The sequence below is a fragment of the Gordonia amarae NBRC 15530 genome (assembly GCF_000241345.1).
Classification (GTDB): domain Bacteria; phylum Actinomycetota; class Actinomycetes; order Mycobacteriales; family Mycobacteriaceae; genus Gordonia; species Gordonia amarae.
Genome location: NZ_BAED01000069.1, coordinates 43172 through 55825, shown reverse-complemented (window position 1 = coordinate 55825; position 12654 = coordinate 43172). Strand labels below are relative to the sequence as shown.

The following is a 12654-nucleotide window of genomic DNA, read 5'->3' as shown; positions in this document are numbered from 1 at the left end:
GGCACGAGGTGAGCATTCCCTTGGCCACGTCCCGCGGCCGGGGCCGTCAGCCGCGGGGAACCTTGGCGGCCGCGACGTCGGCGGCGTACCCGTCGTAGAACGGGACATATCCCGTGGCCCGGCCGGAAAGCACGAACACCGGATCGGTACCGGTCTCCCCGTACGCCTCGTTGCGCAACTCCACCTTGCGCGTCTTGAACGTGGAGGTGGACTCCAGTTCGTCGACGATCCGCACGAACAGCGGGATCGCGTACGACGGCAGCGCCTCGTAGAGGTGTGCGGCCAGCTTCACCGGATCCAGGCTCTGCCCGTCGCGCAGCTTGACCGCGACCATGCCGGCCTTGCCGTCGGTGCCGGGGATCGCCACACCGTAGGCGACGGCCTGCTCGACCTCCTCGACCAGGTCGACAGCACCCTCGACCTCGGTGGTGGCCACGTTCTCGCCCTTCCACCGGAAGGTGTCGCCGAGCCGGTCGACGAACGAGACATGCGAGAAGCCCTGATCGTGCACGAGGTCGCCGGAGTTGAAGTAGGCGTCGCCGTCCTTGAAGGCGTCGCGGATGACCTTTTTCTCGGTCTCCTTGGCATCGGTGTAGCCGTCGAGCGGGACGCGGTCGCTGATCTGCGCCAGCAGCAGGCCGGTGCCACCCTTGCCCACCTTGGTCAGGCGTCCCTTCGCGTCGCGCTTGGGGCTGCCGTCGTCGTTGTAGTCGACGATCACGTACGGCAGCGGGCAGAAGCCCGCGGTCTTGTCGACGCTGAAGGCGTTGATGAAGGCGATGTTGAGCTCGCTGGCACCGTAGAACTCGACGATCCGGTCGATGCCGAAGCGCTCGGCGAACTCGTCCCAGATGTCCGGGCGCATACCGTTGCCGACGATCAGGCGCACCGAGTGCTTGCGGTCGGTGTCCTTGGGCGGCTGCGCGGCCAGGTAGCGGCAGAGTTCGCCGATGTAGCAGAAGGCGGTGGCCCGGTTGAGGATGACGTCGTCCCAGAACCGGGACGCCGAGAACTTGCGGCCGATGGCGATGCACGCACCGCCGGCCAGGACCGAACCGAGCGACACCGACAGCGCGTTGTTGTGATAGAGCGGCAGCGCGACGTACATGGTGTCGTTGTGGTGCAGCCGCACGCCGAGTCCACCGATGCCCGAGAAGTTGGCCAGCCAGCGGTTGTGGCTCATGACGCTGGCCTTGGGCAGGCCGGTGGTGCCGGAGGTGAAGATGAAGAAGGCGTCGGTGGCGGCCGGCAGTTCCTTGGTGATCGCAGGATCGGTGTCGGGTTTGCCGTCGGCGGCCACGTCGAGCGCGGTGAAGTCGAAGGCCCGCGGCGGCAGCGATGCCGGCGACACCGAGTGGTAGACGTCGGCGCACTCGGGGTCGTACACGAGCACCTTCGCCTTGAGCAGCGACAGGCTGTGCTCGGCGACCTCGCCGAGCTGGTTGTAGTTCATCATTCCGGCGGTGGCGCCGAGCTTGACGGTGGCCAGGATGACGTACAGGTCCGTGGGGCAGTTCTTCGACAGGATCGCGACCACGTCACCGCGGCCGACACCGTTCTCGGTGAGCACAGCCGCGTAGCGGTTGACCAGGCTGTTGGCCTCGCCGTAGGTGGTGGTGGCGCCCTCGAACCGCACGAACGGGCGATCGGGATGGGCCTTCGCCAGGTTCTGGAAGATGTGACCGATGGTCTTCTTCATCTTCGGCGAGCGCAGGATGAGCCCCGGAGCGTGTTTGACGATGCCCGGCACGTCGGGGGCCATCTTCACCAGTCCGCGCGCCAAATCGGCGACCGTGACCGTCTTACGATCGTCCTTGCCCATGTATTTCCGATCTCCCCTAATCCAGGTGCACACTTGTACACCGGCCATCCTAGGACGTGCGCCACGAACCCCCGCACGGGAGTCCCAGGTCGCATCCGGCGCCTCGGCTCCGGTGGTGCAGCTCACCCTACCGGCCGGTAGCAAGCTCCAGCGCACCCACCACCGAATCGGTCACCAGCAGCCGGTCCATCGCGCGCTGCGAGACGAAACCGTCCCGCATCCGGGCGGTCAGCCAGTCCAGCAGGGGCGCGTAGAAACCCTCCGGATCGAGCAGGACCACCGGCTTGTCGTGCATGCCGAGAAAGCCGCCGGTCCATGTCTCGAACAGTTCCTCGAGTGTGCCGACTCCGCCCGGCAGGGTGATGAAGGCGTCGGCCCGCTCGTCCATGAGCTGCTTGCGCTGCCGCATCGTGTCGGTGACGATCAGCTCGTCGGCGCCGGTGTCGGCCACCTCCCGCTCCATCAGCGCGGTGGGGATGATGCCGACCGTGTGAGTACCTCCGGCGCGCGCCGCACGGGCGAGAGCGCCCATCATCGACACATTGCCGCCGCCGGAGATCAGGGTGTGTCCCCCGGCGGCGATTGCCGTGCCCACCTCTGCGGCCAGGTCGAGATAGCGCTGGTCCACCGGCCCCGACGCGCAGTACACGCAGATCGAGATCGGGGCACTCATCGGGTCAGCCGCCCGTCGTCGTCCTTGCCGCACGTCGGGCACGCCGACTTCACGATCTCGACGGCCTCCTCGGCCGTGTCGACGAGGTGCAGCAGATCGATGTCACCGTCGGAGATCATGCCCTCGCCGAGCAGCCGCTCGCGCAACCAGTCGATCAGCCCGCCCCAGTAGTCGCGTCCGACGAGCACGATCGGGAACCGTCCGACCTTCTTGGTCTGCACCAGGGTGAGTGCCTCGAAGAGTTCGTCGAGGGTGCCGAAACCGCCGGGCAGGCAGACGAAGGCCTGCGCGTACTTGACGAACATCGTCTTGCGGACGAAGAAGTACCGGAAGTTCATGCCCACATCGACCCACGGGTTGATGTGCTGTTCGAACGGCAGCTCGATGTTGAGGCCGATCGATTGCGCGCCGGTGTCGTAGGCGCCACGGTTGGCGGCCTCCATCGCCCCCGGACCGCCGCCGGTGATGACCGCGTACCCGGCCTCACCGAGCGCCTGACCGAGACGCACCGCAAGCCGATAGGCCTCGGTGCCGGGTTTGATGCGCGCCGAACCGAACACCGTGACGGCCTCGGCCACATCGCTCATCGCGTCGAAACCGGCGACGAACTCGGACTGGATGCGCAGCACCCGCCACGAGTCACGCACCGTGCGATCGACCCGCAGACCGGGGTCGCGCGGGTCGACCCACGCCAGCAGATGCCGGTCGGTGGTCTCCTCCGACGGATCGCGGCGGAACATGATCGGTCCCGCGTAGTTGGTGGACGTGTCCGGGGTGGGCGGCAGGTCTGGTTGGCTCACGCCGCAACGCTAGCAGCGCCCCCACGATCATCGAGGGCTGATGGAATACGGGCCGGCCGGATCAGGCCGACAGGTAGCCGCGCAGCAGGTCGGCGACCTCGCGGATCTGGCTCACCGGCACCCGCTCGTCGGCGCGGTGCGCCAGGCTCGGATCACCCGGGCCGAGGTTGACCGCGGGAATGCCGAGCGCGGAGAATCGGGACACGTCGGTCCAGCCGAACTTGGCCCGGAACCGGCCCGCCGCCGCCTCGACGAGGGCCGCGGCGGCCGGATGCGCCAGACCCGGCAGCGCGCCGGCCGCCGAGTCGGTGAGTTCGAGCGTGATCAGGCCCGAATCCAGTTGTTCGGCAAAGACTTCCCGCACATGCGCGAGGGCGGCGTCGATACTGCGGTCCGGGGCGAAGCGGAAGTTGACGTCGACGTGCGCGGCGTCGGGGATCACGTTGCCGGCGATCCCGCCGCCGATCGCCACCGCCGACAGGCCCTCGCGGTATTCGCAGCCGTCGATGTCGACGCGGCGCGGCTCGTAGGCGGCCAGCGTGGTGAGCACCCCGCCGAGTTTGTGAATGGCGTTCTCGCCCATCCACGATCGGGCCGAATGCGCGCGGGTTCCGGTGGCGGACAGGCGCACCCGCAGCGTGCCCTGGCAGCCCGCCTCGATCAGGCCCGACGTCGGCTCGCCCAGGATCGCGACGTCGGCGGCCAGCCAGTCCGGCAGGTCACGCTCGATATGCCCGAGGCCGTTGAACTCGGCGGCGATCTCCTCGCAGTCGTAGAACACCAGCGTCAGATCGTGCGCCGGGTTCTCCAGGGTCGCGGCCAGATGCAGGAACACCGCGTCGCCCGACTTCATGTCCGTGGTTCCGCAGCCGTGCAGGAAATCGTCGTCGATACCGTAGTGATCGTCGTGTCCGCTGCTGCGCCGGTGCGGCACATTGCCTGCGATCGGCACGGTGTCGAGATGGCCGGCGAGCAGCACCCGGGTGGGCAGGCCACGGTCGGTGCGGGCCAGGACGCAATTGCCGTGCCGGATCACCTCGAAACCGCTCGTCTGCTCCCGCAGCGCCGCCTCGACGGCGTCGGCGATCAGTGTCTCGTCCTTGGACACGCTCTCGATGTCGACGAGGGCCGCGGTCAGTTCGACGGGGTCGCTGCTCAGATCCAGCTGCGGGATGCTCACGCGTCCACGGTAGTCGTCCCCGGCGTCGCAAACCCCACCGCTGCGGGCCGGCATCGCGATTATTGTCGTGGCGGGGCGTATCGGTGGGGTTTGCGTCGACGACCAGGCCGTAAACTGCACCTCGTGACTGGAGCAATCGCAACTGGTATCGCCACCCTGACCGACGACGGCGCCGTCCTCGACACCTGGTTCCCCGAACCGGCACTCGATGACGAGGTCGCCACCACCGGCACCGAGGTCCTCGACCTCGCCGACATCCCCGCAGACCTCGAGCCGCTGGTCGGCACCGACGAGGCGCGCGGCGTCAAGATCGTCGCGGTGCGCACGTCCATCGCCGACCTCTCCGCCGCCCCCGTCGACGCCCATGACGTGTACCTGCGGCTGCACCTGCTCTCGCACCGGCTGGTGGCCCCGCACGGCATCAACCTCGACGGCCAGTTCGGACTGCTCACCAACGTCGTGTGGACCAACCACGGCCCGTGCGCGGTGGAGGGCTTCGAGAAGACCCGCCTGCGGCTGCGCGCCCGCGGACCGGTCACCGTCACCCACATCGACAAGTTCCCCCGCATGGTCGACTACGTGATTCCCACCGGTGTCCGCATCGGCGACGCCGACCGGGTCCGCCTCGGCGCACACCTGGCATCGGGCACCACCGTCATGCACGAGGGTTTCGTCAACTTCAACGCCGGAACCCTGGGTACCTCGATGGTCGAGGGCCGCATCTCCGCGGGCGTCGTCGTCGGCGACGGCTCTGACGTGGGCGGCGGTGCGTCGACGATGGGCACCCTTTCCGGTGGCGGCAAGGAGATCATCGCCCTCGGTGAGCGTTGCCTGCTCGGCGCCAACTCGGGCTGCGGTATCCCCCTTGGCGACGACTGCGTCATCGAGGCCGGACTGTACGTGACCGCGGGCACCAAGGTGACCGGTCCGGACGGCACCCGGGCCAGCGCCCGGGACTTCGCCGGCGCCTCCAACCTGCTGTTCCGACGCAACAGCGTCACCGGTGCCGTCGAGGTGCTGCCGTGGAAGGGCGACGGCATCGCGCTCAACCACATCCTGCACAAGAACGACTGACCCGCCGGCTGGTTGAGGTGCGCGACCTCGCACCTCAACCGGCGACGGGGCCTACAGGCGTGCTGCCGCCGCCGCGATGCGTTCGTCGGTGGCGGTGAGGGCGATGCGGACGTGCCTGGTGCCGGCCGGGCCGTAGAAGTCGCCGGGGGCGGCGAGAATGCCGCGCTCGGCCAGCCAGTTCTGGGTGGTCCGGGAGTCCTCGCCCCGGCTGGCCCACAGGTACAGACCGGCCTCGGAGTGGTCGACAGTGAATCCAGCCCCCTCGACAGCCGCCTTGAGCACATCGCGGCGGGCCCGATAGCGCTCACGCTGGGCGTCGACGTGCGTGTCGTCGTTCAGGGCTGCGGTCATCGCGGCCTGGATCGGGAACGGCAGCATCAGCCCGGAGTGCTTGCGGACGGCGAGCAATTCGGCGATGAGGTCGCGATCACCGGCGAAGAACCCGGCCCGGTAGGACGCCAGATTCGATACCTTCGACAGCGAGTGGATGGCGAGCAGATCCGTGTGGTCACCGTCGCAGACCCGCGGATCGAGGATCGAGTACGCCTCGCCCTCCCAGGTCAGGCCCAGGTAGCACTCGTCGGACGCGACGATCACATCGCGTGCGCGCGCCCACTCGACCACCTTGCGCAGGTGGTCGATACCCAGCACCTTGCCGGTGGGGTTGGACGGGGAGTTGATGAACAGCAGCGCCGGCCTGGCCGGACCCAGCTGCACCGTCGAATCTGCACGGACGGGGGTGGCGCCGGCCAGCAGCGCGCTCACCTCGTACGTGGGGTAGGCGACCTCTGGGATCACCACGGTGTCACCCGCGCCGAAGCCGAGGATCGACGTCAGGCCGGCGATGGCCTCCTTGGTCCCGATCACCGGCAGGATCTGGTCGGTTCCGAGCTCCGACGCCCCGTAGCGCCTGGTGAGCGCCGCCGCGGCCGCCTCCCGCAGCTCCGTGGTGCCGATCGTCGTGGGATATCCCGGGAACTCCGCTCCTGCGTCGAGGGCGCGGCGGATCAGCGGGTCGACGGGGTCGACCGGTGTGCCCACCGACAGGTCGACGATACCGTCGGGGTGCGCGGCGGCCGTCGCCTTCGCCCCGGCGATGGTGTCCCACGGAAAGTCGGGCAGCGTCGAGCTGACCTTGCGGCGTGAAGCGTTACCCACTGGTTCCCCATTCCCTCAGCCCACGGCGGCACGGGCCACCGGCGCGCCCTGCGACGCCGCTCTCACTCCTCGATCGGCGCGAGCGCGGCGATGAAAGGAGGATCGTAGTCGGTCTTGCCCACCTTGCTGGCGCCGCCCGGCGACCCGAGGTCGTCGAAGAAGTCGGCGTTGGCGCTGACGTACGGTTCCCACTCGTCGGGCACATCATCTTCGTAGAAGATCGCCTCGACCGGACACACCGGTTCGCAGGCACCACAGTCGACACATTCGTCGGGCTGGATGTACAGGCTCCGCCCGCCTTCGTAGATGCAGTCCACCGGGCACTCTTCGACGCAGGCCTTGTCCATGACATCGACGCAAGGCTCCGCGATGATGTAGGTCACCACTATCTCCTTCGCTGCACATTCGTGTCCGCCGCGTGGCGGAGCCGGATGTCCGCTGTGTGGACAGCACCGGTTCGACCGCGGCGGGAGGTGGTCCAAGGGCTGATCGCACCACCTGCGGGTCCTCGTGCGGGCACACCTGTGCCGCTCGAAAAGATCGCGCACCACAGTATCCGCCCTCGACCGGGTGTAAGAAAAACTGACCGTGCCCTAAGCGCCGAGTACCGGCGAGCTGACCAGCGATTTCCCGGATCTGATCGATGATTTCGGGCCGATAAGTAATGCGGATCACAGCGCCGGCGACTTTCGGTGCTTGCGATCAGGGCGCCGCAAACGGTGGCAGGGGCCGCTTCCGCCCGACACAGTGGAGGCCATGACGGCATCCGGAACGATTCGGGCGGGTCTGCCCGCCGTTGTCCGTGACCAGCGTCCGGCGGCAGCCGGAACGCTTCCGCGCGGCTCGCGACCGGCGACCCGGCATCTGCCCACCCGGTTGCGCCCGGCCGATCTGCTGCGCATCGCCGACCAGGGCGCCGCCGACATCCTCGACGGCCGCTACGACGCGCTGTTGCCGTCGCGGTGGGATCGGACCACCCGCTCGGCGACCCGCCTCGAGCGGCGCGACGATCTCGAACTGTGGCTCGTCAGCTGGGTCGACGACGGCCGGTCCGAACTGCACGACCACGCCGGATCTCTCGGCGCGCTCACCGTGATGTCCGGGTCGCTGCGCGAATACCACTGGACGGGCGATGACCTGCGGGTCCGCGTGCTGGGTGCGGGAGACCAGGCGGCCTTCCCGATCGGCTGGGTCCACGACCTGATGCGCGATCCACAGCCCGCCGGCACCGGACCCGGCCCCGCTCCGACCCTCACCGTGCAGGCGTACTCGCCGCCGCTGACGGCGCAGTCGTACTACGAGGTCACCGAACACGGCACGCTGCGGCGCACCCGTACCGAACTCAAGGAGTTACCCGAGTAGAGCTCGTACAGGAACGTCCGTGCACCGGCAGGTTCCGGGCCACCGGCCGGGTGTCGACGGCCAGACCGGTCACCGGATCGGCGAGCGCCTCGACGTGACCGGCGAGACCGTCGTCGATCCAGGTGCCACGATCGAGCACATACGGCGGTTCGGCGGTGATCCGCTCGGTCAGGGTGAACCCGCACCGCGCGGTCAGCTCGGCCAGCGTGTCGAGATTGGGCCACGGCCGTTCCGGGTTGACGTGGTCGGGCGTCAGCGGTGACACCCCGCCCCAGTCGGCGATGCCCGACGCGATCAGCGCCGCGCACTCCTCGTGCGAGACCAGGTTGGGCGGTGCCTGAATGGCCACATCGGGCCCCATCACCACGCGCGCCACGGCGACCGCCGCCAGGAACTCCGACATCTCCGCATCCGGGACGCCACGCATCGCCGTGTCCGGTTTGGCGCGGAAGTTCTGCACGATCACCTCCTGGATGTGCCCGTAGGTGCGGTGGATCTCTGCCATCGCCAGCAGCGATTCCGCTCGTTCCGTGAGGTTCTCACCGATCCCGACGAGGATGCCGGTGGTGAACGGCACCCTCGCCTCGCCGGCGTCGCGCAGCACCCGCAGCCGCACCAGCGGATCCTTGTCGGGGCTGCCGTGATGCGGTTGTCCCTTGTCGGTGAACAGCCGCCGCGCGGTGGTCTCCAACATCATGCCCATCGACGGCGCCACCGGCCGCAACCAGGTCAGCTCGTCGAGCGACATGACGCCCGGATTCAGATGCGGCAGCAGGCCGGTGCGTTCGAGCACCGCCACCGACGCCGCCCGCACGTAGTCGAGTGTCGACGAATATCCCCGCGCGGCAAGCCATTCCCCGGCCTCGGGCCAGCGGTCCTCCGGCCGGTCGCCGAGCGTGAACAGGGCCTCCTTGCAGCCGAGCGCCGCCCCCTGCTGCGCCAGCGCCACCACCTGGTCGAGTTCCAGGTACATGCCGTGGCCCTCGCGGCGCAGTTTGCCGGGAACGGTCACGAACGTGCAGTAGTGGCAGCGGTCCCGGCACAGCCGGGTCAGCGGGATGAACACCTTGCGCGAGTAGGTGATCCGCCCCGCGCGCCCCGCACTCACCAGGCCCTCGTCGCGCAGCCCGGCGGCCACGGACTGCAACTCGACGAGATCGTCACCGCGACACGACAACAGCGTCACCACATCATCGAGGTCCGGCAGCGCACCCGTCGCCGCGGCGTGCCTCGCCGCGGTCAACGCGGTCGTCACCGCCGACCGCGCGGTCACCGGGCACCACCGCCGGGGGTCGCCATCGGCTCACCGGACTCCCCATGGCGCACCGCATACGGCGCCGGGTCGAACGTGCCGTTGCGTTCCCGGAACGACACCGCCGTGCCCGGCCACAGGAGCGTGAGCCGGTTGCTGCGCGAATCGACATACCAGCTGTTACAGCCGGTCAGCCACACCGTCGGCGCGCTGCGCTCATCGATCTCCGCGGTATAGGCGGCCTCCGCCTCCGCGGTCACCTCGATCGACGAAATCGACTGCTCAGCAACATAGTCCAGGGCACCCAGGACATAGTCGAGTTGCGTCTCGATCATGTAGATCGCCGAATTGTGGCCGAGGGCGGCATTCGGGCCGTCCAGGACGAACATATTGGGGAAACCCGCCACCGTCGTCGAGGCGTACGACACCATGCCCGCGGACCAGTGGTCGTCGAGAACCTGACCGTCGCGGCCCCGCACCCGCACCGCCACCGGCGGACGTGTCGCCTCGAATCCCGTGGCCAGCACCAGAACATCGAGATCGTGGGTGGCCCCGCTCGCCGCGCACGCCTTGTTCTCGACGACCGACGTCAACGCGCTCGGCTCGTACACCACGTTCGGCCGTTCGAGCGCCGGAAAATAGTCGTCGCTGAGCAGGATCCGCTTGCAGCCGATCTCGTAGTCGGGTGTCAGTGCCTGTCGCAGCAGCGGATTGGACACCTGCGCGGCCAGATGGCCGAGGGCCAGATCCCGGATCTCATCGATGTCGGGTACCAGCCGCAACCGCTGCGCGAACGCGCGATCGGCGTCGAGGAGCAACTGCTCCCGCAAAGCCCGGGCGTTCCCGGCATCAAGCAACCGCGCCCGCTCCTCCGCGCTGAACTCCCGGTCTTCGCGTGGCACCACATAAGCCGGGGTCCGCGCGAACACGACCAGTTCCTCGGCCAGTTCGGCCAGATGCGGAATGATCTGCACCGCCGACGCGCCGGTGCCCACGACACCGATCCGCTCCCCGCCCGACACCACACCTGGATGCCACTGCGCGGTGTGCACCACCGTGCCCGAAAAGCCGTCCAGACCGTCGATCTCGGGGATATGCGGTTCGGACAGGCGCCCCACCGCCAGCACCAGCATCCGCGCCCGCACCGGACCGCGGTTCGTCGCCAACGACCACCGCGCCGCCTGGGCATCCCACCGCGCGTCGACCAGCTCGCAACCGAGCCTGATGAACGGCGTCAGCCCCTCCTCATCGACGGTGCGCTGCAGGTAGTCCCGGATTTCCGGGCCCCGGGGGAAGCGGGTCGCCCAATCGGCCGGCGGGCGGAACGAGAACGAATACAGATGCGCGGGAATATCACACGCGATTCCCGGGTACACATTGTCGCGCCACGTGCCACCGACCCCGTCGGCCCGTTCCAGCACGACGAACGAGTCCCGGCCGCGGCGCCGCAACTGCGTGGCCATACCGATACCCGCGAATCCGGCACCCACGATCGCCACATCGACGTCCGCCCCATCGATGGCCGCCCCATCGATGTCCGCCACAGTGGAAGCGTTGCCGGGCTTCACTTCCCGTGCACCTGGGGTATCGGTGTCAACAACGCCGCCGACGGGGCTCCGTAGCCGGTGGTGCGCTGCACGGGCGTACGGCCGACCCGGGCCGCGATATCGGCGACCTGCCGGGCCGTCATCACCCGGCCCGCCTCCTGACCGGCCGCCGGCATCAGGGCACCGTCGATCAGCAGCCCACCGATGTCGTCGGCACCGCCCTGCAGGACGTCGATGACGGTGTCCGGGCCGAGCTTGGTCCAGGCCACCTGCACATGCGCGAACCGGCCGAACGTGAGCAGCCGCGCCACCGCGTGCACGGCGCGCGTCTCACGCCGCGAGGCCATCCCGGCCGCCCCGAGGTGCGGCGGGGCCGCCGACGCCAGCATGGGCATCACGATCAGCTCGCTGAAACCGTTGGTGCGGTCCTGGATCTCACCCAGCAGCCGCAGATGCGCGACCACCTGCCGGGGTGTCTCGATATGCCCGTACAGCAGCGTCGACGTGGAGAACAGGCCCACATCGTGCGCGGCCTCGATGGACTCGATCCACTCGGCCACCGGTGGGGCCGTCCCGCCCGACAGGTGGGCTCGCAACTCGTCGTCGAGGATCTGGGCTGCGGTGCCGGGCACCGACCCGAGACCCGCGTCCCGGGCGATGCCGAGGAACTCCGGAATCGGTATGCCCATCCGCGTCGCCGCGTCCCGAACCTCCGGCGGCCGGAACGCGTGCAGGTGCATCTCCGGGGCGACGTCGTGAATCTGCTCGACCAGCCGCAGGTAGCCGTCGTCAGGGGCGTCGGCGGGGATGGGTCCCTGCATGCAGATCTCGGTGGCGCCGAGCTGCCACGCCTCGTCGACGAGCGCGGACAGCTCCGGCACACTGTCGGCACCGCTCGCGATCACCGAGGTGTCGAAGTTGCGGTTGACCACGAACGTCAGCGCAGCGGGGTCTGTGGCGGCCCGGCGCGCCGCGTCGGCGATCGCGCACAACTCGTCGAGTTCGGGGCCGTCGGCGCCGAGCAACGCCACCCACTCGTCGTCGGTGGGCGAAGACGGGTCGGCCGCCACACGGCGCAGCGCCGCACGAACATCCGCCGTCTCGGCCACCGTATCCCGAGCCCACTCACGTAGGACCATGATCACACTCTAGCGATCCGGAGTACCCGCCCCCGAACCCGGACGGGCCACCCCGGCCGACCGGCGGGGACCCGCGGAGACATCAGCCCTGCCTGGTGTTCAGGCGCCCCGACCACAGCGCCACCAAAGGCACCCCGGCACCCACGACCACCAGCAGGAACGTCGGCAGAATGTCCGTTCCGTCGAGCGGGAGCACCTCGTCGCGGCCGGGTCCGGCCATCGCCGCCACCATCAGCGTCAGCAGCCACGCGATGAGCGGTGCCACCCGGCCCGGGCCGCGGGAAAAGCCGGAGGCCAGCCACAGCAGGACCAGATTGGTGAGGCCGACGAGGACGGCCACAACAGGGATCTGCTCGCCGAAGAATCGTTGCGGGGCGAATCCCGCCGACAGCACGCCGACGGCGACCGCCGCGCACGTCAGCAACCCCACCATCACCCGGTCGAACACGACGCTGGGCATCGTCCACGCCTCGGCGACGACGGTCGCGATCCGCGCCGGCCGCACGTTCAGCCGGCCGAAGAAGGTATCCGTGTGTCCGGTGACCGGGCCGTCTGCGGGTGGGTTCGGTTCCGGTGTCCGCACCGCAGCGGCGCGGGGACGATTCTTCGCGGCGCTGCGCCGCTTCTTCTTCTTGGCAGCCACGCGC

12 protein-coding genes are annotated in these 12654 nt (G+C 69.1%); 2 read left to right on the top strand and 10 right to left on the bottom strand.

The features are described 5' to 3' along the window. Window positions 1-46: 46 nt before the first annotated feature. The 4 genes from GOAMR_RS20370 to dapE form a co-directional block, all read right to left on the bottom strand. Window positions 47-1822 (bottom strand): long-chain-acyl-CoA synthetase, encoded by a 1776-nt coding sequence (locus GOAMR_RS20370; RefSeq protein WP_005192427.1) that lies wholly within the window; start codon window positions 1820-1822, stop codon window positions 47-49. Between the two features lie 127 nt (window positions 1823-1949). Then, window positions 1950-2495, bottom strand: a complete 546-nt coding sequence (locus GOAMR_RS20365) for an LOG family protein (RefSeq protein ID WP_005192425.1) — start codon at window positions 2493-2495, stop codon at window positions 1950-1952. Beyond that, window positions 2492-3235: an LOG family protein gene (locus tag GOAMR_RS20360; RefSeq protein ID WP_083837042.1), complete on the bottom strand. Its 744-nt coding sequence runs from the start codon at window positions 3233-3235 to the stop codon at window positions 2492-2494. The genes GOAMR_RS20365 and GOAMR_RS20360 overlap by 4 nt, the downstream gene beginning before the upstream one ends. A 121-nt stretch (window positions 3236-3356) precedes the next feature. Next, on the bottom strand, window positions 3357-4475 hold the full coding sequence (dapE, locus tag GOAMR_RS20355) for a succinyl-diaminopimelate desuccinylase (RefSeq protein ID WP_040515968.1): 1119 nt from the start codon (window positions 4473-4475) through the stop codon (window positions 3357-3359). A gap of 123 nt (window positions 4476-4598) precedes the next feature. Here dapE and dapD point away from each other — a divergent pair, with 123 nt between their 5' ends. Continuing rightward, window positions 4599-5549, top strand: coding sequence for a 2,3,4,5-tetrahydropyridine-2,6-dicarboxylate N-succinyltransferase (dapD, locus tag GOAMR_RS20350; RefSeq protein ID WP_005192420.1), 951 nt, complete (start codon window positions 4599-4601; stop codon window positions 5547-5549). A gap of 51 nt (window positions 5550-5600) precedes the next feature. Here dapD and dapC read toward each other — a convergent pair whose 3' ends face one another. Together dapC and fdxA are read right to left on the bottom strand one after the other, a co-directional pair. Next, window positions 5601-6707, bottom strand: a complete 1107-nt coding sequence (dapC, locus tag GOAMR_RS20345) for a succinyldiaminopimelate transaminase (RefSeq protein WP_005192418.1) — start codon at window positions 6705-6707, stop codon at window positions 5601-5603. A 62-nt stretch (window positions 6708-6769) separates the two neighbouring features. Beyond that, entirely contained in the window at window positions 6770-7093 is a 324-nt protein-coding gene (fdxA, locus tag GOAMR_RS20340; RefSeq protein WP_170319196.1) for a ferredoxin, read from the bottom strand. Between the two features lie 370 nt (window positions 7094-7463). Here fdxA and GOAMR_RS20335 point away from each other — a divergent pair, with 370 nt between their 5' ends. Then, window positions 7464-8069 carry a cupin domain-containing protein gene (locus GOAMR_RS20335; protein ID WP_005192416.1) on the top strand — a complete coding sequence of 202 codons (606 nt, stop codon included), beginning with the start codon at window positions 7464-7466 and terminating at the stop codon, window positions 8067-8069. Here the strand turns inward: GOAMR_RS20335 and cofG are convergent. The 4 genes from cofG to GOAMR_RS20315 form a co-directional block, all read right to left on the bottom strand. Continuing rightward, complete coding sequence (cofG, locus tag GOAMR_RS20330; protein ID WP_005192415.1) at window positions 8050-9342, bottom strand: 7,8-didemethyl-8-hydroxy-5-deazariboflavin synthase CofG; 1293 nt, start codon at window positions 9340-9342, stop codon at window positions 8050-8052. The genes GOAMR_RS20335 and cofG overlap by 20 nt on opposite strands. Beyond that, window positions 9339-10856: a flavin-containing monooxygenase gene (locus tag GOAMR_RS20325; RefSeq protein WP_050942830.1), complete on the bottom strand. Its 1518-nt coding sequence runs from the start codon at window positions 10854-10856 to the stop codon at window positions 9339-9341. The genes cofG and GOAMR_RS20325 overlap by 4 nt, the downstream gene beginning before the upstream one ends. 29 nt (window positions 10857-10885) lie before the next feature. Continuing rightward, window positions 10886-12007 (bottom strand): hypothetical protein, encoded by a 1122-nt coding sequence (locus tag GOAMR_RS20320; RefSeq protein WP_005192413.1) that lies wholly within the window; start codon window positions 12005-12007, stop codon window positions 10886-10888. Between the two features lie 82 nt (window positions 12008-12089). Continuing rightward, complete coding sequence (locus GOAMR_RS20315) at window positions 12090-12650, bottom strand: hypothetical protein (protein ID WP_005192412.1); 561 nt, start codon at window positions 12648-12650, stop codon at window positions 12090-12092. Between the last annotated feature and the right edge of the window lie 4 nt (window positions 12651-12654).